At 61.8% G+C, this 23,520-nt stretch carries 19 protein-coding genes and 1 pseudogene; 5 read left to right on the top strand and 15 right to left on the bottom strand.

Features of this window, described 5'->3' with window-relative positions:
* Positions 1-10: 10 nt before the first annotated feature.
* The 7 genes from OO306_RS11450 to OO306_RS11420 all read right to left on the bottom strand — a co-directional run bounded on the left by OO306_RS11450 (position 11) and on the right by OO306_RS11420 (position 8,321).
* Positions 11-904, bottom strand: a complete 894-nt coding sequence (locus OO306_RS11450; protein ID WP_265968712.1) for an ABC transporter permease subunit — start codon at positions 902-904, stop codon at positions 11-13.
* Complete coding sequence (locus OO306_RS11445; protein WP_027592257.1) at positions 901-1,821, bottom strand: ABC transporter permease subunit; 921 nt, start codon at positions 1,819-1,821, stop codon at positions 901-903. Before OO306_RS11445 ends, OO306_RS11450 begins: the two co-directional genes overlap by 4 nt.
* The gene (potA, locus tag OO306_RS11440) at positions 1,818-2,960 is read right to left on the bottom strand and encodes a polyamine ABC transporter ATP-binding protein (protein WP_027592256.1); all 1,143 of its coding nucleotides are present in this window, start codon (positions 2,958-2,960) and stop codon (positions 1,818-1,820) included. Before potA ends, OO306_RS11445 begins: the two co-directional genes overlap by 4 nt.
* A gap of 71 nt (positions 2,961-3,031) precedes the next feature.
* A complete protein-coding gene (locus OO306_RS11435; protein WP_099430737.1) occupies positions 3,032-4,126 on the bottom strand; it encodes a polyamine ABC transporter substrate-binding protein in 1,095 nt (364 codons plus the stop codon).
* 159 nt (positions 4,127-4,285) lie between these two features.
* The gene (locus OO306_RS11430) at positions 4,286-5,383 is read right to left on the bottom strand and encodes a polyamine ABC transporter substrate-binding protein (protein ID WP_099430738.1); all 1,098 of its coding nucleotides are present in this window, start codon (positions 5,381-5,383) and stop codon (positions 4,286-4,288) included.
* Positions 5,384-5,552: 169 nt separating this feature from the next.
* On the bottom strand, positions 5,553-6,914 hold the full coding sequence (locus OO306_RS11425; protein ID WP_099430739.1) for an aspartate aminotransferase family protein: 1,362 nt from the start codon (positions 6,912-6,914) through the stop codon (positions 5,553-5,555).
* 48 nt (positions 6,915-6,962) lie between these two features.
* The gene (locus tag OO306_RS11420) at positions 6,963-8,321 is read right to left on the bottom strand and encodes a glutamine synthetase family protein (RefSeq protein WP_027592252.1); all 1,359 of its coding nucleotides are present in this window, start codon (positions 8,319-8,321) and stop codon (positions 6,963-6,965) included.
* Positions 8,322-8,895: 574 nt separating this feature from the next.
* Between OO306_RS11420 and OO306_RS11415 the strand changes: the two genes are divergently transcribed.
* Positions 8,896-10,272 carry a glutamine synthetase family protein gene (locus tag OO306_RS11415; RefSeq protein WP_027592251.1) on the top strand — a complete coding sequence of 459 codons (1,377 nt, stop codon included), beginning with the start codon at positions 8,896-8,898 and terminating at the stop codon, positions 10,270-10,272.
* Positions 10,273-10,423: 151 nt separating this feature from the next.
* On the opposite strand, the gene argA is transcribed toward OO306_RS11415, so the two are convergent.
* Both argA and argE read right to left on the bottom strand, forming a co-directional pair.
* Positions 10,424-11,722 carry an amino-acid N-acetyltransferase gene (gene argA / locus OO306_RS11410; RefSeq protein WP_027592250.1) on the bottom strand — a complete coding sequence of 433 codons (1,299 nt, stop codon included), beginning with the start codon at positions 11,720-11,722 and terminating at the stop codon, positions 10,424-10,426.
* A gap of 124 nt (positions 11,723-11,846) precedes the next feature.
* Positions 11,847-12,989, bottom strand: coding sequence for an acetylornithine deacetylase (argE, locus tag OO306_RS11405; protein ID WP_238210240.1), 1,143 nt, complete (start codon positions 12,987-12,989; stop codon positions 11,847-11,849).
* Positions 12,990-13,103: 114 nt separating this feature from the next.
* Here argE and OO306_RS11400 point away from each other — a divergent pair, with 114 nt between their 5' ends.
* Complete coding sequence (locus OO306_RS11400; RefSeq protein WP_027592248.1) at positions 13,104-14,480, top strand: inorganic triphosphatase; 1,377 nt, start codon at positions 13,104-13,106, stop codon at positions 14,478-14,480.
* A gap of 118 nt (positions 14,481-14,598) precedes the next feature.
* Here OO306_RS11400 and OO306_RS11395 read toward each other — a convergent pair whose 3' ends face one another.
* Positions 14,599-15,069, bottom strand: coding sequence for an Lrp/AsnC family transcriptional regulator (locus OO306_RS11395; protein WP_027592247.1), 471 nt, complete (start codon positions 15,067-15,069; stop codon positions 14,599-14,601).
* Between the two features lie 126 nt (positions 15,070-15,195).
* On the opposite strand from OO306_RS11395, the gene OO306_RS11390 reads away from it, so the two are divergent.
* The 3 genes from OO306_RS11390 to OO306_RS11380 all read left to right on the top strand — a co-directional run bounded on the left by OO306_RS11390 (position 15,196) and on the right by OO306_RS11380 (position 17,682).
* Positions 15,196-15,501, top strand: coding sequence for a hypothetical protein (locus OO306_RS11390; RefSeq protein ID WP_027592246.1), 306 nt, complete (start codon positions 15,196-15,198; stop codon positions 15,499-15,501).
* 91 nt (positions 15,502-15,592) lie between these two features.
* Positions 15,593-17,278 (top strand): GspE/PulE family protein, encoded by a 1,686-nt coding sequence (locus tag OO306_RS11385; RefSeq protein WP_265968704.1) that lies wholly within the window; start codon positions 15,593-15,595, stop codon positions 17,276-17,278.
* A gap of 89 nt (positions 17,279-17,367) precedes the next feature.
* Complete coding sequence (locus OO306_RS11380; RefSeq protein WP_099430742.1) at positions 17,368-17,682, top strand: DUF2388 domain-containing protein; 315 nt, start codon at positions 17,368-17,370, stop codon at positions 17,680-17,682.
* A gap of 54 nt (positions 17,683-17,736) precedes the next feature.
* Here OO306_RS11380 and OO306_RS11375 read toward each other — a convergent pair whose 3' ends face one another.
* From OO306_RS11375 to gcvT, 5 genes and pseudogenes are all read right to left on the bottom strand, one after another.
* Positions 17,737-18,144 (bottom strand): hypothetical protein, encoded by a 408-nt coding sequence (locus OO306_RS11375; protein ID WP_265968702.1) that lies wholly within the window; start codon positions 18,142-18,144, stop codon positions 17,737-17,739.
* A gap of 168 nt (positions 18,145-18,312) precedes the next feature.
* Positions 18,313-18,762, bottom strand: a pseudogene (locus OO306_RS28420) (RHS repeat-associated core domain-containing protein); the annotation flags it as partial.
* A gap of 127 nt (positions 18,763-18,889) precedes the next feature.
* Positions 18,890-21,763, bottom strand: coding sequence for an aminomethyl-transferring glycine dehydrogenase (gene gcvP / locus OO306_RS11370; RefSeq protein WP_265968700.1), 2,874 nt, complete (start codon positions 21,761-21,763; stop codon positions 18,890-18,892).
* A gap of 184 nt (positions 21,764-21,947) precedes the next feature.
* Positions 21,948-22,331, bottom strand: a complete 384-nt coding sequence (gcvH, locus tag OO306_RS11365; RefSeq protein ID WP_027592242.1) for a glycine cleavage system protein GcvH — start codon at positions 22,329-22,331, stop codon at positions 21,948-21,950.
* A gap of 51 nt (positions 22,332-22,382) precedes the next feature.
* Positions 22,383-23,465, bottom strand: coding sequence for a glycine cleavage system aminomethyltransferase GcvT (gcvT, locus tag OO306_RS11360; protein ID WP_265968698.1), 1,083 nt, complete (start codon positions 23,463-23,465; stop codon positions 22,383-22,385).
* Between the last annotated feature and the right edge of the window lie 55 nt (positions 23,466-23,520).

The following is a 23,520-nucleotide window of genomic DNA, read 5'->3' as shown; positions in this document are numbered from 1 at the left end:
AAGCGGTGGGTCAGACCGACGCAGCAGCTGCCGTCGGGCGCTTGACCTGTGGCTGCGACACGTTCGCCGCAGCCCCTTCTTCGATGGCCTGCTGAATCGCCTTGCGACGGTGCTCTTCAGCGCGGCGGCTGAAGTACCAGACCATGAAGGTCACCAGCGACACCGACAACAGGATCAGGCTGGCCACGGCGTTGATCTCTGGCTTCACGCCCAGGCGCACCGCCGAGAACACTTCCATCGGCAAGGTGGTCGAGCCCGGCCCGGACACGAAGCTGGCCAGCACCAGGTCATCCAGCGACAGGGCAAAGGACATCATGCCGCCCGCCGCCAGCGATGGCGCGATCATTGGGATGGTGATCAGGAAGAACACCTTCCACGGCTTGGCACCCAGGTCCATCGCCGCTTCCTCGATCGACAGGTCCAGCTCACGCAAGCGCGCCGACACCACCACCGCCACGTACGCCGCACAGAACGTGGTATGGGCGATCCAGATGGTGACAATGCCACGCTCTTGCGGCCAGCCAATCATCTGCGCCATGGCCACGAACAGCAGCAACAGCGACAGACCGGTGATCACTTCGGGCATGACCAGCGGCGCGGTGACCAGGCCGCCGAACAGCGTGCGGCCTTTGAAGCGGGTGACCCGGGTCAGCACGAAGGCCGCCAGGGTACCCAGCGCCACCGCTGCCACCGCCGTGTAGCAGGCGATTTCCAGCGAGCGCATCACCGACCCCATCAGCTGGGTGTTGTCGAGCAGGCCGACGTACCACTTGATCGACCAGCCCCCCCACACTGTCACCAGCTTCGAGGCGTTGAACGAGTAGATCACCAGGATCAGCATCGGCAGGTAGATGAACAGCAAGCCGAGCACCAGCATCAGCTTGGAGAAACTGAAGCGCTTCATGCCCTGCCCTCCATTTCTTTGGCCTGGCTGCGGTTGAACAGCAGGATCGGCACGATCAGGATCGCCAACATCACTACCGCCAGCGCGGACGCTACCGGCCAGTCACGGTTGTTGAAGAACTCTTGCCACAGCACCTTACCGATCATCAGGGTTTCCGGGCCGCCCAGCAGTTCTGGGATCACGAACTCGCCCACCACTGGGATGAACACCAGCATGCAGCCCGCGATGATGCCGTTTTTCGACAGCGGCACGGTGATCTTCCAGAAGCTGTTGAAGGTGCTCGAACCCAGGTCCGATGCGGCTTCCAACAGGCTCGGGTCGTGCTTCACCAAGTTCGCGTACAGCGGCAGGATCATGAACGGCAGGTACGAATAGACCACGCCGATGTACACCGCCAGGTTGGTGTTGAGAATCTGCAGTGGCTGGTCGATCAGCCCCAGCCACAGCAGGAAGCTGTTAAGCAGCCCGTTGTTGCTGAGGATGCCCATCCAGGCGTAGACGCGGATCAGGATCGCCGTCCAGGTCGGCATCATGATCAGCAACAGCAGCACGGTCTGCGACTCTTTGCGGGCGTTGGCGATGGCATAGGCCATCGGGTAGCCGATCAGCAGGCACAGCAAGGTGCTGAAGAAGGCCATCTTCAACGAGCCCAGGTAGGCCGAGATGTACAGCTCGTCTTCGGTCAACAGGCCATAGTTGGCCAGGTTGAGCACCAACTGGATCTTGTCTTCGACGTAGCTGTAGATCTCGGTATACGGCGGGATCGCCACGTCGGCTTCGGCAAAGCTGATCTTCAACACGATGAAGAACGGCAGCATGAAGAACAGGAACAGCCAGATGAACGGCACGCCGATCACCAGGTGCCGCCCCTCCGGGGTCAAGCGCTGGAAGGCTCGCTTGAGCTTGCGCAGTTTCATGACCGCAGTACCACGCCGCTGTCGTCTTCCCACCACACGTACACCTCATCGCCCCAGGTCGGACGCGTGCCCTGGCGCTCGGCGTTGGCCACGAACGACTGGACGATCTTGCCGCTCGGCAGCTCGACGTAGAACACCGAGTGGCCGCCCAGGTAGGCGATGTCGTGCACCTTGCCGCGCGACCAGTTGTGCTCGCAGGTCGGTTGCTGGGTAGTGACCAGCATCTTCTCCGGGCGCAGCGCGTAGGTGATGTGCTTGTCTTCGACCGACGTGGTGATGCCGTGGCCAACGTAGATCTTGCGCTCCAGTTCAGGGCTGGCAATGATCGCGTGGCCTTCGGCGTCGTCGACCACTTCACCTTCGAACAGGTTGACGTTGCCGATGAACTCGCACACCAGGCGGCTGGTCGGGGTCTCGTAGATGTCCACAGGCGAGCCGATCTGGGCGATCCAGCCCAAGTGCATGATGGCGATGCGCTGGGCCATGGTCATGGCCTCTTCCTGGTCGTGGGTCACCATCACGCAGGTCACGCCCACGCGCTCGATGATTTCCACCAGCTCAAGTTGCATCTGCGAACGCAGCTTCTTGTCCAGGGCGCCCATCGGCTCATCGAGCAACAGCAGTTTCGGGCGCTTGGCCAGCGAACGCGCCAGGGCCACACGCTGGCGCTGGCCACCCGACAGCTGGTGCGGCTTGCGCTTGGCGTACTGGGTCATGTGCACCAGCTTGAGCATCTCGGCCACACGGGCGTCGATGTCCGCCTTGGGCAGCTTGTCCTGCTGCAGGCCGAAGGCGATGTTCTGCGCCACGGTCATGTGCGGGAACAGCGCGTAGGACTGGAACATCATGTTGATCGGCCGCTCGTAGGGCGGCATCTCGGTGATGTCGACGCCATCGAGCAAGATCCGCCCTTCGGTGGGGCGCTCGAAGCCAGCCAGCATACGCAGCAAGGTCGATTTGCCGGAACCGGAGCCACCCAGCAGGGCAAAAATCTCACCCTTGCGGATTTCCAGGGACACATCGTCCACCGCTACCGTTTCGTCGAACTTTTTCGTGACCCGGTCGATCTTGACCAGCACCTGCTTGGGTTGCTGGCCACCCTCGAGGGCTTTCTTATAGGCTCCGGAGGCAACTGCCATGAGTGAAACTCCCAACAAGATTTTTGTGCCCGCGCGGCCTGTTCTGCAGGGGCCGCGGCGGGTCTGGATTGTTACTTGCCCGACTTGACCTTGGTCCAGCTACGGGTCATCAAGCGTTGCACCTTGGGCGGCAACTCACTGTTGACGAACATCTTGTCCAGCACTTCCTGCGGTGGGTAAACCGCGGCGTCAGTCCTCACGGCCTGGTCCATCAGGTCGCCAGCCTTGGGGTTCGGGTTGGCGTAACCGACGTAATCACTGACCTGGGCGATAACCTCAGGTTTCAGCAAATAGTTGATGAAGGCATGGGCCTCTTTGACGTTCTTGGCGTCCTTGGGGATCGCCAGCACGTCGAACCAGAGGTTGCCGCCTTCTTTGGGAATCGCATACGCCAGGTTCACGCCCTTCTTGGCTTCTTCGGCGCGGGCCTTGGCCTGGAAGATGTCGCCAGAGAAGCCCGCCGCGACGCAGATGTCGCCGTTGGCAAGGTCGGTGATGTACTTGGACGAGTGGAAGTAGGTGACGTAAGGGCGCACCGCCAGCAGCTTCTGCTCGGCAGCCTGGTAGTCCTTGGGGTTGCTGCTGTTGGGGTCCAGCCCCATGTAGTTGAGCACCGCCGGGAGCATTTCGTCCGCCGAGTCGAGGAAGGCCACACCACACTTGGAGAGCTTCTTCATGTTCTCGGGTTCGAACAGCACAGCCCAGGAATCGATGGTGTCGACGCCCAGCGCAGCCTTGACCTTTTCAACGTTGTAACCAATGCCGTTGGTGCCCCACAGGTAAGGCACGGCGTACTGGTTGCCCGGATCGTTCTTCTCCAGGCGTTTCATCAGCGCCGGATCCAGGTTGGAATAATTGGGCAGCAGGCTTTTGTCGAGCTTCTGGAACGCGCCCGCCTTGATCTGCTTGCCGAGGAAATGGTTGGACGGCACTACCACGTCATAGCCGGTGTTGCCGGCCAGCAGCTTGCCTTCCAGGGTTTCGTTGGAATCGAACACGTCCTGCACGGGCTTGATACCCGTTGCCTTCTCGAAGTCCGCGAGTGTGGTCGGGCCGATATAGTCGGACCAGTTGTAGAAATGCACCGTAGGCGCCGCTTGGACGCTGCATGCCAGCGTCAGGCCCGCTCCAGCCATCAAGGCCTTGCGTAATACAGAAATAGACAAGTGGGTGGTCCTCACAATCAGTGCCTGGGTAGCGGCAATGTGGCCGCACACGCAAAACCGGCGCGCAACTTACCTTCGCAGCTTCGATGCCGCAATCATCAATTGCCTTTCATGGCCTCTGGGCCGGGCAACCCCGGCCCAGAGCGCCTCGCATCGGGCTTACTTGCCCGACTTGATCTTGGTCCAGCTGCGGGTGATCACACGCTGCACAGAAGCGTCAGGCGCAGCGATCGCGTACAGCTGCTTCTTCACTTCGGCAGGCGGGTAGATGCTCGGGTCGCTGGTGATGTCTTTGTCCACGAACGCGGTGGCAGCAGCGTTGCCGTTCGGGAAGCGCACGGCGTTGGTGATCTCAGCCATGATTTCCGGCTGCATCAGGAAGTCCATGAACTGGTAGGCCGCGTCTTTATGCTCGGCATCTTTCGGGATGGCGACCATGTCGTAGAAGGTACCGGCACCTTCTTTCGGAATGACGTAGTCCACTTTGACCTTGTCGCCAGCTTCGTGGGCGCGGGCCTTGGACTGCTCCAGGTCACCCGAGTAACCGACGGCTACGCAGATGTTGCCGTTGGCCATGTCGCCGATGTACTTGGAGGAGTGGAAGTAGGTGATCGAAGGACGGATCTTGAGGAACAGGTCCTCGGCGGCCTTCAGGTCTTCCTTCTTGGTGCTGTTGCTTGGCAGGCCCAGGTAGTGCAGCGCGGCCGGGATCATCTCGGTCGGCGCATCCAGGAAGCTCACGCCGCAGCTCTTGAGCTTGGCGATGTTCTCAGGCTTGAACACCACGTCCCACGAATCGATCTTGTCCACGCCCAGCGCGGCCTTGACCTTCTCCGGGTTGTAGCCAATGCCGATAGAGCCCCACATGTACGGGAAGGCGTGCTTGTTGTCCTTGTCGCTGGCATCGCCAACGGCCTTGAGCAGGTCGGTGTCGAGGTTCTTCCAGTTCGGCAGTTTGGAACGGTCCAGTTCCTCATACACGCCAGCCTTGATCTGCTTGGCCAGGAAGTTGTTCGAAGGCACGACGATGTCGTAGCCCGACTTGCCTGCCAGCAGCTTGGCTTCCAGGGTTTCGTTGCTGTCGAAGACGTCGTACTTGACCTTGATGCCGGTCTGCTTCTCGAACTTGGCGATGGTGTCCGGAGCGATGTAGTCCGACCAGTTGTAGACGTTCAATACCTTGTCTTCAGCCTGAACAGCGGTCGCCATGGCACCCATCAGGGCGGCGGCCAGCAACGTCTTGCCCATTTTCTTCATGCGTCATGCTCCAGATTTTTTTGATTAGCCATCCGTTCAGCTGCCAGGTCCCGCAGTACACGCGTCGGGCGACTGAAACAGTCGCTAGTCTGGCAAGTTACAAGGCGCTGTTTCAAGGAAAGCAGCCCCTTGTAACCAACTAATGTCACAACGCTAGCCTAGCAGGTGCTCATCTGATCGCTTCGAGGGTCAGGTCGAGGCACTTGCGCGCCTTTTCCACCAGCTCGTCGATCTCTGCATGGCTGATTACCAGTGGTGGCGCGATGATCATGGTGTCACCGACCGCACGCATGATCAGGCCGTTCTCGAAGCAGAAGTTGCGGCAGATCATGCCCACGCCCTTGCCTTCGTAACGGCTGCGGGTGGCCTTGTCCTTGACCAGCTCGATCGCGCCGAGCAGGCCCAGGCCGCGTACCTCGCCCACCAGCGGGTGGTCTTGCAGCTCACGCAAACGCTTTTGCAAATACGGTGCCGCTTCTGTGCGCGCCTGCTCGACGATTTTTTCGTCGCGCAGAATGCGCAGGTTTTCCAGGCCTACGGCGGCCGCGACCGGGTGCCCTGAATAGGTGAAGCCGTGGTTGAAGTCGCCGCCTTCGCTGATCACCTTGGCCACGGTGTCACGCACGATCACACCGCCCATGGGGATGTAACCGGAGGTCAGGCCTTTGGCGATGGTCATCAGGTCTGGCTTGAGGTCGTAGTAGTCGGAGCCGAACCACTCGCCGGTACGGCCGAAACCGCAGATCACTTCGTCGGCCACGAACAGGATGTCGTACTTGGCGAGGATCTCCTTGACCTTCGGCCAGTAGGTTTCTGGCGGGATGATCACCCCACCGGCACCCTGGATCGGCTCGGCGATGAAGGCGGCGACGTTGTCTTCGCCGACCTCGAGGATTTTCTTCTCCAGTTGCTCGGCAGCCCACACACCGAATTCGTCCGGGCTCATGTCGCCGCCCTCACCGAACCAGTACGGCTGCGGAATGTGCACGATGCCCGGAATCGGCAGGCCGCCCTGCTCGTGCATACCGCTCATGCCACCCAGGCACGCACCGGCGAAGGTGGAGCCGTGGTAGCCGTTGATGCGGCCGATGATGGTCTGCTTGTGCGGTTTGCCCTTGAGCGCCCAATAGTGACGGACCATGCGCAGCACGGTGTCGTTGCCTTCGGAGCCGGAGCCGGTGAAGAACACATGGGTCATGCCTTCCGGCGCCACGTCGGTGATGGCTTTGGCCAGTTCCAGCGCAGGCGGGTGGGCGGTCTGGAAGAACAGGTTGTAGTACGGCAGCTCGCGCATCTGCTTTTCGGCAGCCTGCACCAGCTCTTCACGGCCGTAACCTACCGCCACGCACCACAGGCCGGCCATGCCGTCGAGGATCTTGTTGCCCTCGCTGTCCCACAAATGCACACCCTGGGCCTTGGTGATGATGCGCGGCCCCTTTTCCTTCAGCTGTTTGTAGTCGCTGAAGGGCGCGAGGTGGTGCTCGCCGCTCAGGTTTTGCCATTCACGGGTTTGCGGGTTTTTGACGCTCATGTGCTTCTCCGTTATCCGACAGCCGCGCTCCTGCGGCACCAGGGTTGATCAGACAGCAAACAGCAGGAACTCACGCTCCCAGGAACTGATGACGCGTTTGAAGTTTTCGTGCTCGGCGCGTTTGGTGGCGACGTAGCCAGTGATGAACTTCTTGCCCAGGTATTGGACCAGCGCACGGCTGATTTCCATGCGTTCCAGGGCGTCTTCGATGGTCAGCGGCAGGCGCAGGTTGCGGCGTTCGTAACCGCGGCCCTGCACCGGTGCACTGGCTTCGATGCCTTCGACCATGCCGATGTAGCCGCACAGCAAGCTGGCGGCGATGGCCAGGTAAGGGTTGGCATCGGCGCCCGGCAGGCGGTTCTCGACCCGGCGGTTTTGCGGGCCGGCATCCGGTACGCGCAGGCCGACGGTGCGGTTTTCTTCGCCCCACTCGACGTTCACTGGCGCCGAGGTGTCGGGCAGGAAGCGGCGAAACGAGTTGACGTTGGGGGCGAACAGCGGCAGCGCTTCGGGGATGAACTTCTGCAGGCCACCAATGTGGTGCAGGAACAGCTCGCTCATGCTGCCGTCTTCGTTGCTGAAAATATTTTTGCCGGTGACCACATCAACCACGCTCTGGTGCAGGTGCATGGCACTGCCCGGCTCGCCGGTCATGGGCTTGGCCATGAACGTTGCGGCCACGTTGTGCTTGAGCGCGGCCTCGCGCATGGTGCGTTTGAACACCAGGATCTGGTCGGCCAGGTGCAGGGCGTTGCCGTGACGGAAGTTGATTTCCATCTGCGCCGTGCCGTCTTCGTGGATCAGCGTGTCGAGGTCCAACTGCTGCAGTTCGCACCAGTCATAGACGTCCTCGAACAGCGGGTCGAATTCGTTGGCGGCCTCAATCGAGAACGACTGGCGGCCAGTTTCCGGGCGGCCCGAACGGCCTACCGGAGGCTGCAGCGGGAAGTCCGGGTCTTCGCTGCGCTTGGTCAGGTAGAACTCCATCTCGGGCGCGACGATTGGCTGCCAGCCTTTGTCAGCGTAGAGCTTGAGCACTTTTTTCAAGACGTTGCGCGGCGACAGTTCGACCGGGTTGCCCTTCTTGTCGTAGGTGTCGTGGATCACCTGCGCCGTCGGCTCGATGGCCCAGGGCACCAGAAACACGGCGTCTTCGTCGGGGCGGCAGATCATGTCGATGTCGGCCGGGTCGAGCAGTTCGTAATAGATGTCGTCGTCGACGTAGTCACCCGTCACGGTCTGCAGCAGCACGCTCTCAGGCAGGCGCATGCCTTTTTCGGCGATGAACTTGTTGGTCGGCGAGATCTTGCCGCGCGTGATGCCGGTCAGGTCGCTGATCATGCATTCGACTTCAGTGATCTTGTGCTCTTTCAACCAATCGGTGAGCTGGTCGAGGTTGTTACTCATAAATACCTCAGGAGGTAAGGTGGTCCGCGCCTTGATTCTGGATGGAGAAGATTGCTAAAGCAAAAACCCCCACGCAGGAGCACAGTGGATACACTGAAAACAAGCGTGTCCGTAATGAGTTTGAAGGGCAGGAAGGCGAATCGAGGCGTGTGAAGCCGCTACGGGGAATGGTCCGAGTGCGCCAAGCGTCAATTATTGCGGCCAGGGCGGCCACACCGTTGACGGTGCGTGCATGAACGACAGGGGTACCCGATGGCACTGCGCAGGCAGTGCTTTCAGGTCGCGACAAGCGGACCATGTGACCCTCGTATTATTGTGTTCTGGGTTGAATCCGAGCTTAGCCTTGTTCATTTTTTTACACAACACCTCCGTAAAAAATAAAACACGGCACGCTTGAGATAGCCCTTCACGCGGGAAATAGCGGATAATGGTTCGCCCCGATATGCAGCAAATCTGCCGTAGATGTGCCATTTCAGGGCATCATGGGGTTGGCTTGACATCAGTAGGGCTTTTCGATTGACTGGTCTTGCAAGCCCCCCTTGATTGATATTTTTAACAACAAAGGTGTTGCATCATGTCGGTACCCCCGCGTGCCGTTCAGCTTAACGAAGCGAACGCGTTCCTTAAGGAACATCCTGAGGTTCTCTACGTTGACCTTCTGATTGCAGATATGAATGGTGTGGTGCGCGGCAAGCGCATAGAGCGCACCAGCCTCCACAAGGTTTACGAGAAAGGCATCAACCTGCCGGCCTCCCTCTTCGCCCTGGATATCAACGGTTCCACCGTCGAAAGTACCGGCCTTGGCCTGGACATCGGCGACGCCGACCGCATCTGCTATCCCATCCCCGATACGCTGTGCAACGAGCCGTGGCAGAAACGCCCCACCGCACAGCTGCTCATGACCATGCACGAGATCGAAGGTGAGCCGTTCTTCGCCGACCCTCGTGAAGTGTTGCGTCAGGTTGTCAGCAAGTTCGACGACATGGGCCTGACCATCTGCGCCGCGTTCGAGCTGGAGTTCTACCTGATCGACCAGGAGAACGTGAATGGCCGCCCGCAACCGCCGCGCTCGCCGATCTCGGGCAAGCGCCCACAGTCGACCCAGGTGTACCTGATCGACGACCTCGACGAATACGCCGACTGCCTGCAGGACATCCTCGAAGGCGCCAAAGAGCAGGGTATTCCGGCCGACGCCATCGTCAAGGAAAGCGCCCCTGCGCAGTTCGAAGTCAACCTGCACCACGTCCCAGACCCGCTCAAGGCCTGTGACTACGCGGTGCTGCTCAAGCGTTTGATCAAGAACATCGCCTACGACCATGAAATGGACACCACGTTCATGGCCAAGCCCTACCCGGGCCAGGCAGGCAACGGCCTGCACGTTCACATCTCCGTGCTGGACAAAGATGGCAACAACATCTTCACCAGCGAGGATCCCGAGCAGAACGCCGCGCTACGTCACGCTGTCGGCGGTGTGCTCGAGACCCTGCCCGCGTCCATGGCGTTCCTCTGCCCGAACGTCAACTCGTACCGTCGTTTTGGCGCACAGTTCTATGTGCCGAATGCACCGAGCTGGGGCCTGGACAACCGCACCGTCGCGCTGCGCGTGCCGACCGGTTCTGCAGACGCCGTGCGCATCGAGCACCGGGTAGCCGGCGCCGATGCCAACCCGTACCTGATGATGGCGGCCGTGCTGGCCGGCGTGCACCACGGCCTGACCAACAAGATCGAGCCGGGTACGCCGATCGAAGGCAACTCGTACGAGCAGTTGGAGCAGAGCCTGCCGAACAACCTGCGCGATGCCCTGCGCGAGTTGGACGACAGCGAGATCCTCAACAAGTACATCGATCCGAAGTACATCGACATCTTTGTCGCGTGCAAGGAAAGCGAGCTGGAGGAGTTCGAGCACTCGATCTCCGACCTCGAGTACAACTGGTATCTGCATACCGTGTAACTGAAAACGCCGCCCACAAGGGCGGCGTTTTTCTGAGACCGGTGTCGCCTGCTTCGCGGGGCAAGCCCGCTCCCACAAGTCCTCCGCATGGCTCAGGCCTAGTGAGATTCCTGTGGGAGCGGGCTTGCCCCGCGAAGAGGCCGGTACAGGCTTACAAGGACTTCTCGAAAATCTTGGAGTTGCGCTGGTAGTTGTACAGCGATGCCCGCGCCGCCGGCAGCCGCTCCACGCCACTGGGCGCAAAGCCCCGCTCGCGGAACCAGTGCGCAGTCCGCGTAGTTAACACGAACAACGTATTCAGCCCCATCTGCCGCGCACGGCTCTCGATGCGCTCCAGCAACTCATCGCCCCGCCCGCCATGCCGGTACTCCGGGTTCACCGCCAGGCACGCCAGCTCCCCCGCCTCGGAATCGGCAATCGGGTACAGCGCTGCGCACGCGATGATCATGCCCTCGCGCTCGACCACACTGAACTGTTCGATTTCCCGCTCCAGCACCTCGCGCGAACGGCGCACCAAGATGCCCTGCTCTTCCAGCGGGCTGATCAGCTCCAACAGGCCGCCCACATCCTCGATGGTCGCCTCACGCACGACTTCGAACTGCTCCTGCGACACCAGCGTGCCGCCACCACCGCGGGTGAACAGCTCGGTCAGCAGCGCGCCGTCTTCGGCATAACTGACGATATGGCTACGCGCCACGCCGCCCTTGCAGGCCTCGGCGGCCGCATCCAGCAATTCGCCCTGGTAGTCGCTGCCCAGGCGCAGCAAATGCGGCGCCACCTGCTGTGGGCGCAGCTCACGCACCAGCTTGCCCTGCTCATCCAGCAGGCCCGGTTCGGCGCCGAACAGCAGCAGCTTGTCGGCACCCAGCTCGATGGCCGCGCGGGTGGCCACGTCTTCGCAAGCCAGGTTGAAAATTTCGCCTGTGGGCGAATAACCCAACGGCGACAGCAATACGATGGAACGCTCGTCGAGCAGGCGGCTGATGCCTTTGCGGTCGACCCGGCGCACTTCGCCGGTGTGGTGGTAGTCCACACCCTCGAGCACACCGATCGGCCGCGCCGTGACCAGGTTGCCGGACGCCACACGCAGGCGCGAGCCCTGCATCGGCGAGGCGGCGATGTCCATCGACAGGCGTGCTTCGATGGCCAGGCGCAGGGCACCCACGGCATCGATCACACAATCCAGGGTCGCCGCATCGGTGATGCGCATGCCACGGTGGTAGTGCGGGGTCAGGCCACGGTCGGCCAGGCGGCTCTCGATCTGTGGGCGCGAGCCATGCACCAGCACCAGCCGCACGCCCAGGCTGTGCAGCAGCACAAGGTCGTGGACGATGTTGCCGAAATTAGGGTGGTCCACCCCATCGCCAGGGAGCATGACTACAAACGTGCAGTCGCGATGGGCATTGATGTACGGGGAAGCATGACGCAGCCAGTTGACGTAATCGGGCATGACAGGGCCTGTGGATAAGTGGACGGAGAACGGCGATACAGGGGGCGTTCAAGATCATCGTCGGAACAGGCTTGCGGTCACGCGCGGTCTCCTCTAAGCAGGAACGAATAAGCTCAATGGACGTTTAGTGCAGGCAATAGTGCCGAATCAAGTCTCGCAATAGACGCACGGTAGGCTCGATTCGTGACATTTCCAGGTACTCGCCGGGCTGATGGGCACAAGCGATGTCGCCAGGGCCCAGCACAATGGTCTGGCAGCCCAGCTGCTGAAGATAAGGTGCTTCGGTGCCAAACGCTACCGCTTCGGCGCGGTGACCGGTCAGGCGTTCGGCCACCTGTACCAGCTCGGCGTCCGCCGCCTGCTCGAAGGCAGGCACTTCCGGGAACAGCGGGGCATAGTCGATGCGCACCTCGAACCGCTCCGCCACCGGCGCCAGCTTCTGGCGAATCGCTGCCCGCAGTTGCTCGACATCCATCCCCGGCAACGGCCGCAGGTCGAATTCCAGCGCGCATTGGCCGCAGATCCGGTTGGGGTTGTCGCCGCCATGGATGCAGCCGAAGTTCATCGTCGGTGTAGGCACGGTGAACTGTGGGTTGCGGTAGGTTTGCTGCCATTCGCCGCGCAACTGCATCAGTTCGCCCATTGCGGCGTGCATAGCCTCAAGGGCGCTGCGGCCGAGGGACGGGTCCGACGAATGGCCGCTGCGCCCGAGGATGTCGATGCGGTCCATGAGGATGCCCTTGTGCATGCGGATCGGCCGCAGGCCCGTGGGCTCGCCGATCACCGCGGCGCGGCCCAACGGTTGGCCGGCCTCGGCCAAGGCACGGGCGCCGGACATGGAGCTTTCTTCGTCGCAGGTGGCGAGAATCAGCAGCGGCTGCTTGAAGTCATGCTCCAGCAACGGCACCACCGCCTCGATGACCAAGGCGAAGAAGCCCTTCATGTCGCAGCTGCCCAGGCCAACCCAACGGCCATCGACCTCGGTCAGCTTCAGCGGGTCGCTCGACCACAGCTGCTCGTCGTAGGGCACGGTGTCGCTGTGCCCCGCCAGCACCAGGCCACCCGGGCCGGTGCCACGGCTGGCCAGCAGGTTGAACTTGCCGGGGCTGACCTGCTGGATGTCGCACGTGAAACCCAAGTCACCCAACCAGCCGGCCAGCAGGTCGATGACCTGACGGTTGGACTGGTCCAGCGCAGGCTGGGTACAACTGACCGAAGGTGCGGCGATCAAAGCGGCGAACTGGTCTTTCAGCGTCGGCAACGGCATGCCTGTACTCCTCGGAAGCGTTGCCCATCATAGGACCATCTGCCGTCTGGAATAAACCGTTGCCGGCCGACTCCTGTAGACTCTCTGCCAACGAGCCCCTCCTTCGAGCCTGCGATGCACAAAGAAACCGAACTCAAGCTCCGCGCCAGCCGCGAGACCCTTGCCGCCCTGCGTGAGCACCCCCTGCTGAAAAAGCGCAACAAGTCCGGTTGGCAGACCCGTGAACTGCTCAACCAGTACTTCGACACCCCGGAGCGCGAGCTTTCCGCCGCCCGTGTCGCCCTGCGCCTGCGCCGCGATGGTGATGCAATCATCCAGACCTTGAAGTGCCGCGGGCAAAGCGTGGCCGGGCTGTCCGAGCGCAACGAGTACGAGTGGCACCTGGACAAGGTCAAGCTCGACCTGAAAAAGCTCGACGGCACCTGCTGGCCCGAGCAGTTGGCTGCGCTCGACAAGAAAACCATCAAGCCGCTGTTCACCACCGACTTCAGCCGTGAATACGCCGAAATCGCTTGGGGCCGTGGCAAGAGCAAGGTCGTGATCGAGGCCGCGCTGGACCAGGGCTTCGTGATCGCCGGCAAACGCAAGGAAGAAATCTGCGAGTTGGAGCTCGAGCTGCGCGAAGGCGCACCTGAAGCCCTGCTGGAACTGGCCGCCGAGCTCGCCGCCAGCCTGCCGCTGATGCCTTGCGACATCAGCAAGGCCGAGCGTGGCTACCGCCTGCTGGAGCCCGAAAGCTACGAGCTGGGCCTGCCCCAGACCGAGCTGGACGCCGAAATGGCCCTGGACGATGCCTTCGCCGCCCTCGCCTGGCAGTTGCTCGGCAGCAGCCAGCGCCTGGCCGAGCAATACCGCCACAATGGCCACTGGCGCCTGCTGCAGGACTGGGTGCAGTCCCTGGCCGAACTGCGCGCACTGGTCGCCAGCCTGGGCCAGGCCGCACCGCGCGCCACCACCCGCGAACTGCGCGCCAGCCTCGACGCGCTGCTGGAAGACTGGCGCCCACTGGTGCAGGCCGGCAACGATGACGAAGACATCCGCCGCGCTGCGCCTGAGCAATTTGCCGAAGAACTCGAAGACGTGCGTTGGGGCCAGTTCTCGCTGGAAACCTCGCGCTGGCTGCTGGCCCGTGGCTGGACCGTCGAGCGCAAAGGCCGTGGCGAACGCCAGGGCAAGGCGCAGCTGGCCAGCTGGATGGCGCACCTGCTGGGTGAAGAAGGCCGTTCGCTGAAACTGCCGCTGTACACCCAGCGCCCGGAAGACCTGGCCGAACAGCTGCCGCGCATCGAACAGCTGCTCGCCTGGCTGCACCATGCCCGCCAGGTGCTCGAAGCGCCGCAGATGGACCGCCTGTACGGCGACCTGAAAAAGCTGCACGAGCTGGCTGAACTGCCGCTGTCCGAAACGCCCGACGAGCTGCTTGAAGCCCGTATCGAGCAGGCCCGCGCGGTTGATCAAAGCCGTGGCTGGAAGTACCTGCTCAAGGCTTGATCGGCGTCGCTAGCCCTGTAGGAGCAGCCTTGTGCTGCGAAGAGGCCCGTTTTGCCACAGATTTTTTCTGGTCAAACCGGCCCCTTCGCAGCACAAGGCTGCTTCTACAGATCGTGTGCTATCTCGACAGTGGCAGGCTGGTGGTGGATTTGATCTCCGAAAGCGCCACGATCGAATTGACCTCCTGAATCCCCGGCACATTCGACAGTTTTTCGAAGAAAAACCGCTCATACGCCTCAATGTCCGAGGTAACGATACGCAGCAGGAAGTCCACCGAGCCCATCAGCACGTAGCACTCCAGCACCTCCGGAAAACCTCGGATCGCCTCGGTGAACTCGGTGAAATTGGAGCGACCGTGCGCGTTGAGCTTCACCTCTGCAAAAATCTGCGTGTTCAGGCCGATCTTCTTGCGGTCGAGCAACGTCACCTGTCCACGTATCACCCCCTCCTCCTTCAGCCGCTGGATGCGCCGCCAGCAAGGCGACTGCGAAAGCCCCACACGCTCGGCGATCTGTGCGCTGGACAGCGAAGCGTCCTCCTGCAGCAATTCAAGGATGCGCCGGTCATAGGCGTCCAGTTCGCTGTGCATGAATAATTCTCCAAATCACGACAATTCGAATAGATCAATCTGCCATACCGGCCAATTAGTCGAATCATAGCGAAAAAATACCCGCCTCAACGTGCAAGAATTTCTCCCACATTTGCGGAGACCAGCATGAACGCACTGCCACGTACCGACGCCTGGGCCGCCAGCAACGCCCACAGCACCGTGCACTACCGCCTGCAGGCCGAGGCCGAGCCCGACAGCTTATGCCGGGTGCTCAACCTGTTTGCCTTGCAGTTTCTGACCCCGCATCACGTGCAGGTCAGCCAACAGGATGACTGGCTCGCCATCGAGATCGGCATTGGCGGGCTGAGCTGGCACCGGGCCGAGGTGATTGCGCAAAAATTGCGCAACTTGGTGTGCGTGGGCGACGTAAGCCTGATGAACCTGGCGCGCGTGGAGCTGGCGGTGGTCTGACACCGCAAGATCCAGAAACCCTTTGCCCGCCGTAAGCGCACCACACCCGGCTAGCCTTCAACAGGACTCCCCACCTGGCAAGGACGCCGCCATGCATACCCCCGACAACCAAGCCCTCGACCTCAAGCGCCTGCTCCAGGCCTTGCTCACCGACCGGCACCTGGACGCCAGCGACACCCTGCTGGTACTGCAGCAGGCCGCGTCACGGCCGACCTGCCACCCTCTGGAGCTCATCGCCGCCCAAGGCCTTGAAGACCGCAAGCACCCCGGACAGCCCTTGGACCTGGACCGCCTCTGCCAATGGCTGGCTGACAAGATCGGCCAGCCGTTCCTGCGCATCGACCCCATGCAACTCGACATGGCCCAGGTCAGCGGGCTGATCTCCCCCGCTTTCGCCCAGCGCCATGGCATTCTCGTCGTCGCCGCCGACCCTTCCGGCGTCACCGTGGCCAGCGCACAGCCCTATCAGGATGACTGGCAAGCGGACTTGGCCAGGAGCCTGGGCAGGCCCATCCGCCGCGTGCTGGCCAGCCCGCTGCAGATACGCCAGCTGGGGCAGTCGTTCTTCCGCCTGGCCCAATCGGTACAGGGCGCGCAGCACCAGCAGTCAGCCAGCCTGGGCGAGCTCGAACACCTGCTGGAGCTGGGCAAACGCCAGGCCGAAGCCAGCGCCGACGATGCTCACATCGTGCACATCGTCGACTGGCTGCTGCAGTACGCCATCGAGCAACGCGCCAGCGATATCCACCTGGAACCCCGCCGCGAAAAAGGGCAGCTGCGCTACCGCATCGACGGCCTGCTGCACACCGTCTACGCCTTCCCCGCGGGCGTCACCCTGGCGCTGGTCAGCCGCCTCAAACACCTCGGGCGCATGGATGTGGCAGAGAAACGCCGGCCACAGGACGGCCGGTTGCAAAGCCGCCTTGCCGGCGGCGGCGAAGTGGAATTGCGCCTGTCGACCTTGCCGACGCCCTTTGGCGAAAAACTGGTACTGCGCCTGTTCGACCCGCAACAGCTGCATGAAGGCTTCGACCGCCTGGGCCTGGAAGGGCAGCAACTGGAGCAATGGCGCGCGCTGCTGGGCCAACGCCAGGGCATCATCCTGGTGACAGGCCCCACGGGTTCAGGCAAGACCAGCACGCTCTACGCCAGCCTCAAGCTGCTGGCCACCCCGCAAGTCAACCTGTGCACCATCGAAGACCCCATCGAGCGGCTAGAGCCGGCCTTCAACCAACTGCAAGTCCAGCCCGCACTGGGCCTGTGCTTCGCCGACGGCGTGCGGGCGATGCTGCGCCAGGACCCAGACATCATCATGATCGGCGAGATCCGCGACCGGGAAACCGCCCTGGTGGCCGTACAGGCAGCCCTCACCGGGCACCTGGTGCTGTCGACCCTACACACCAACGATGCCTGCGGCGCGATCACCCGGCTGCAGGAACTGGGCGTGGCTGATTACCTGATCAAGGCTACGCTGATCGGGGTCATGGCGCAGCGCCTGATTCGCACCTTGTGCGGCGATTGCCAGGGTTGTGCCTCGGCAGCCAGCGGTCAGCCCTGCCGCACCTGTCGCGGTACCGGTTTTCAGGGCCGTACCGGCCTGTTCGAACTGTTGATGCCCAGCGAAAGCTTGCGCGCGCAGATAGGCCCACACACCGACCTGGCGCAGTTGCGACGCCAAGCGCTGACCGAAGGCTTGGTAGACCTGCGCCGTTGCGGGGAGGCGAAAGTGGCCCGGGGCCTGACCGCTACAGAGGAAGTGCTAAGGGCCTGTTCCTGAGCAAAAAACCCTTGTATTCAAGGAACTTGCACCCCCTCGGCAGGATCAAACCGCGCATCTTCAACCCTCACCCTTCGAGGTGTTTCAACATGCGTCTCAAAACCGCCATCGCGACCGCTGCCTTGCTTTCGCTGCCAATGGGCTCCGCCATGGCCGATACCTTCTGGCGTAACGTGATTTCTTCCGGTGCAACCACGGCGTCGACCTACCTGACGTCGAAGGATCACAAACTGGTAATGGCCGCGCAGGACGACGCCGGCAGCTTCGTGGCCAGTGAAGGCGCAATCCGCGGGCCGTTCCTGGAATCGGCGATGCGCCAGGTGCGCGCTGAAAACCCAGGGATGCAGGCCAGCGACATGGAACTGGCCAATGCCATTCTGGCCAAGAACGCAGTGTCAGAATAGGTATCTGCTGCCGTCAGTTCTAGTCTCGGCCAGACTAGAACTGATCAAAGCTCTTCATCCCAGATACTCTCTATCGCCTATCTGCCTAGGAGGCGTAATACTTGCAGATAGTTGTCCAGATGCTCTTGTTCGGGCGTTTACATTAGCCGCAATAAATGCCCCATACGTATTCCTGTCATTGAAAATGCCGGAAAAAAGACCGGCCCCAACGACGACTTTATAGCGCCCGGAAAGCTCACCGATTACCGCGCCCGAATAAATTCCTCTTATAGCGTCACTGGCCTGCTGCTCCGCCAGCTGTCGAGCCTCATCCCCGGCAGGCAAATCCTTAAGTTTGAAAAACTCATTATGACGGTGCTGGGCATTAACTATTTGAGTTTTGAGGTTCGATGGAGCTTCTTGATAGGCGCGCTTGTAATCAGCTATCTCCTCCTTCTGTCGCGAAACGTCTCTGTTGGTCACACCCGCTCCTCGAGCGCCTGTAGATCCACCACGCCGATTATTTGTCAAAGAGGCAGTAGGATCATACCTGTTGCTACTAGCACCGCGCGCTGTACGTGATGGACCTTGCGGTGGTGAAGGTGCACGCGGCCGGTTCTGCTGACCGCGTCCACTCATATGCCCCGATGGATCCGTAAAATTGATGGGATCTCCCTCGCAATAGGCGTAGCTGTTGAGTCCACCTAACGAAAATGGACTTAGGCTATCAGGGGAGCAGAATCTCATGATTCTGGGACTATAGACACGAAATCCATTACCCAATATATAACAGCCCAGAATAGAGTCTAGCACGGCCCCCGTGAAGCCTGGACTGGGAAACAAGGAATATACTATGCAACTGTAACCGTACCCGGTGTACGTATACCTATACGAGACACCACCCTGTACTGCCTCAACAACAGAACCAACAGTATCAGTCGATGCCAGACTTGCAACGCGTAGATCGCCTCCTCCCGACCGCTCGCTTAGAAACCGCCCCTCTGCAAATAGCAATGTCTGGCTGGCGTTCTGACCCTTAACTTGAGTCACCAACTGCTGCCCCTGATAAAACAACCTTCGTACGTCAGGCTGCTTTTCCATTGAAACCTCCATTTGCTGGTTCAGATGCTTCAGACATGGATGCTGCAGGAAACTTTGCCAACGCGAAACTAGCAGAATTGTCAGTCCGCCTCTGCGTAGCACCTATTCTGAAACGCGCGTTTCGTCCCTACCGATAAGCCTCCACCGGCACACACGCGCAGAACAAGTTCCTGTCCCCATACACATTGTCGACCCGGTTCACCGCTGGCCAATACTTGTGCTGGCGTACGTGTGCGCTGGGGGCGATGCCTTGCTCCAGGCTGTACGGCCTGTTCCACGGTGCCAACACGTCAGCCAAGGTATGCGGCGCATGCTTGAGCGGGTTGTCTTCAGCCGGCCAGTTGCCTTCCTGAACCTGAGCGATTTCTGCACGGATCGCCAGCATCGCTTCGACGAAACGGTCCAGCTCGGCTTTCGACTCACTCTCGGTCGGCTCGACCATCAGCGTGCCCGGTACCGGGAATGACATGGTAGGGGCATGGAAGCCGTAGTCCATCAAGCGCTTGGCCACGTCTTCCTCGCTGATGCCGGTCTGCGCCTTGAGCGGCCGCAGATCGAGAATGCACTCGTGGGCCACGCGCTGGTTACGCCCGCGGTAAAGCACCGGGAAAGCCCCGCCAAGTTGGCTGGCCAGGTAATTGGCCGAGAGGATCGCCACCTCACTGGCATCGGCCAGTTGCGGGCCCATCATGGCGATATACATCCAGCTGATCGGCAGAATGCTCGCGCTGCCCCAAGGCGCGGCACTGACCGCGCTGTTGTTCGGGTCCAAACCCGGCACCGGTACCACCGGGTGGCTGGCGACAAAGGGCTTGAGGTGGGCGCGGATACCGATCGGGCCCATGCCGGGGCCGCCGCCCCCGTGGGGGATGCAGAAGGTCTTGTGCAGGTTCATGTGCGACACATCGGCGCCGATGTCGGCTGGGCGCGTCAGGCCGACCTGGGCATTGAGGTTGGCGCCGTCCATGTACACCTGGCCACCGTGCTGGTGCACCACGTCGCAGATTTCACGAATACCCTCTTCATACACCCCGTGGGTCGAGGGGTAGGTGACCATCAGGCACGACAACCGATCCCCGGCCGCTTGCGCTTTGGCCTTGAGGTCCGTGAGGTCGACGTTGCCGTCGTCGTCGCAATCGACGATCACCACCTCCATGCCGGCCATCTGCGCCGAGGCCGGGTTGGTGCCGTGGGCCGAGGACGGAATCAGGCACAAGGTACGCTGAGGCTGGTGGCGGCTGCGGTGGTAGCGGGTGATGGCCATGAGGCCGGCGTATTCGCCCTGCGCGCCGGAGTTGGGCTGCATGCAGATGGCGTCGAAGCCGGTGATGGCACATAACCAGCTTTCCAGCTCGTCGATCATCGCCTTGTAGCCCACTGCCTGGGCAGCAGGGGCGAACGGGTGCAACTGGGCGAAGGCTGGCCAGGTGATGGGGATCATCTCGCTGGTGGCGTTGAGTTTCATGGTGCAGGAGCCCAGCGGGATCATTGACTGGTTCAGCGCCAGGTCCTTGTTTTCCAGCTGCTTGAGGTAGCGCAGCATCTCGGTTTCGCTGTGGTGCAGGTTGAAGACCGGGTGCGCAAGGATCGGCGTGCGCCGCACCAGCCCCGCCGGGATGCCTTCTGGCAGCGCCAACTGGTCGAGCGCGGCAATGTCCAGGCCGTGATCGACGCCGAGGAAAATATCCAACAGGCGCAACACGGTCTGCTCGTTGCAGGCTTCGTCCAGGCTCACGCCCAGGTGCCCGCGCCCGAGGATGCGCAGGTTGATACGCGCGTGCTCGGCACTTTCGATGATCGCCGCCTGCGCGCCGCCCACCTCCAGCGTCAAGGTGTCGAAGAAATGCTGGTTGAGCCGCTTGATCCCCTTGGCCTCCAGGCCGGCCGCCAGAATGAAGGTCAGCCGGTGCACCCGCTGGGCGATGCGCTGCAAGCCTTCTGGGCCATGGTAGACGGCGTAGAAGCCGGCGATGTTGGCCAGCAGCACCTGGGCCGTGCAGATGTTGGAGTTGGCCTTCTCGCGGCGGATGTGCTGCTCGCGGGTCTGCAGGGCCATGCGCAGCGCGGTGTTGCCCCGGGCATCGCGCGACACACCGATGATGCGCCCCGGCATGGCCCGCTTGAAGTCGTCGCGGCAGGCGAAATAGGCGGCATGAGGGCCGCCATAGCCCATCGGGACGCCAAAGCGCTGGGTCGAGCCCAACACCACATCGGCGCCCAGCTCACCGGGTGGCGCCAGCACCACCAGGCTGAGCAGGTCGGCGGCGACGCAGGCCAAGGCATGCTGGCTGTGCAGATGATCGATCAGCGGGCGCAGGTCGCGTACCTCGCCGTGGGTGTCCGGGTACTGCAGCAAGGCGCCGAATACCGCGTGCTTGGCCAGGTTATCCACAGAATCGACGATCAGGTCGAAGCCAAACCCTTCGGCGCGGGTTTTCAGCACCGAGAGGGTTTGCGGGTGGCAGTGCTCGTCGGCGAAAAAGGCGTTGCTCTTGTTGCGCGCCACGCGTTTGGCCAGGGCCATGGCCTCGGCAGCGGCGGTGGCCTCGTCGAGTAGCGAGGCGTTGGCCAGGGTGAGGCCGGTGAGGTCGATGACCATCTGCTGGAAATTCAACAACGCTTCCAGCCGGCCTTGGGCGATTTCGGGTTGGTAAGGCGTGTAGGCGGTGTACCAGCCAGGGTTTTCCAGCACGTTACGCAGGATGACGGTCGGCGTGACGGTGCCGTGGTAGCCCATGCCGATGAGGCTGGTCCAGACCTGGTTCTGCTCGGCATAACCGGCGAGCTTGGCCAATGCGGCCTGTTCGTCCAGCGCCGGCGGCAGGTCGAGGGGGCGATTGAGGCGGATCCCCGGCGGGACCGTCTGCTCGATCAGCTCGCTGCGGCTGGCAACACCCAACGCGCTGAGCATGGCCTGCTGCTCCGAGGCATCGGGGCCCAGGTGGCGACGCAGGAAAGGGTTGAGCTCTTGCAGTTGATGCAGGGACGGCGACTGGGACATGACGACGCTCTCTTCCTAGACCAGGCCTCATGGAGACTTATAAGTCTAGGAAGGATTGCCGATTGTGCGGGGAAACTTGCTTGCAGGCCCGGCCTCATCGCGGGGAAACCCGCTCCTACAGGGGTATCAGCTGCCGTGCAGTACCTGTGGGAGCGGCTTTAGCCGCGAAGAAGGCGACGCGGTATTACTCGCCGATAGCAGCCTGATAACCCGCAGCATCCAGCAGCTTGTCCAGCTCAGCCTTGTCGCTTGGCTTCAGCTTGAAGATCCAGGCACCGTAAGGCTCTTCGTTGAGCAGCTCTGGGCTGTCGGCCAGTGCTTCGTTGACCGCGATCACTTCGCCACCGATCGGGGCGTAGATGTCGGAAGCAGCCTTGACCGACTCGACCACGCCAGCCGCGTCGCCTTGGGCGAACACCTTGCCGACTTCCGCCAGTTCGACGAACACGACGTCACCCAGGGCTTCCTGTGCGTGGTCGCTGATGCCAACGGTCACTGTGCCGTCGCTTTCCAGGCGTGCCCACTCGTGGCTTTCGGCAAAACGCAGTTCGGCGGGGATATTGCTCATGTCTTGAATTCCTCGAATGGCTCAGCGGTCGGCCCGCCGGTTAAAAATTATTCAAATCAGGATTTTGCCGTGGCGCACGAAGGTCGGTTTGACCACCCGCACCGGGTACCACTTGCCGCGAATCTCGACCTCGGCGCGGTCGCCGGTGGCCATGGGTAAACGCGCCAGGGCAATAGACTTGCTCAGCGTAGGAGAGAAACTACCACTGGTGATCTCACCTTCGCCAATGCCGGCAACGCGAACCACCTGATGGGCACGCAAAACGCCGCGTTCTTCCAGCACCAGGCCAACCAGTTTTTCCTTCACACCTTGCTCGATTTCCGCCAGCAGGCCCGCGCGGCCGATGAACTCGCGCTCAGCCGGCTCCCAGGCGATGCTCCAGCCCAGGTTGGAGGTGAGTGGGGTATGGGTTTCGTCGATGTCCTGGCCATAAAGGTTCATGCCGGCTTCCAGGCGCAGGGTGTCACGGGCGCCCAGGCCACTGGGGGCGATGCCGGCGCCGACCAGGTCGTTGTAGAAAGTAACGGCCTCGTGGCCTGGCAGGATGATCTCAAGGCCGTCTTCACCGGTATAACCGGTGCGGGCAATGAACCAGTCGCCGTCGGCAATGCCTTCGAACGGGCGCAGCGCGCGAATCAGCGCGGCGCGCGAGGCGCTGAGCAAGGCGGCGACCTTGTCACGCGCCTGCGGGCCTTGGATGGCAAGAATGGCCAGGTCCGGGCGCACCTCGAAATCGACCGAGAACTCGCTCTGCTGGGCCTTGAGCCAAGCCAGCACCTTGGCGCGGGTAGCGGCGTTGGTGACCAGGCGGTAGCCGGCTTCGGTGCGATAGGCGATGAGGTCATCGATGACCCCGCCCTCTTCGTTGAGCAGTGGGCTGTACAGCGCCTTGCCGACACTGTCGAGGCGGGCAACATCGTTGGCCAGCAAATGCTGCAACCAAGCGGTAGCATCACGGCCACTGATGTCGATCACGGTCATATGGGAAACATCGAAGACCCCGCAGTCACTGCGCACCTGATGGTGCTCCTCGACTTGCGAGCCATAGTGCAGGGGCATGTCCCAACCGCCAAAATCGACCGTCTTGGCGCCGAGCGCCAGGTGCAGGTCATACAAAAGCGTGCGCTGTCCCATGGGTTTCTCCTTCCGGGCGTGGCGAAGCGGCGGCGGTCGATGACGTTTGGTCGTC

This window comes from Pseudomonas sp. DCB_AW, assembly GCF_026240895.1.
GTDB classification, from domain to species: Bacteria; Pseudomonadota; Gammaproteobacteria; order Pseudomonadales; family Pseudomonadaceae; genus Aquipseudomonas; species Aquipseudomonas kermanshahensis.
Note: the sequence above shows the minus strand (reverse complement) of the source record. Positions and strands in the feature narration are given on the sequence as shown.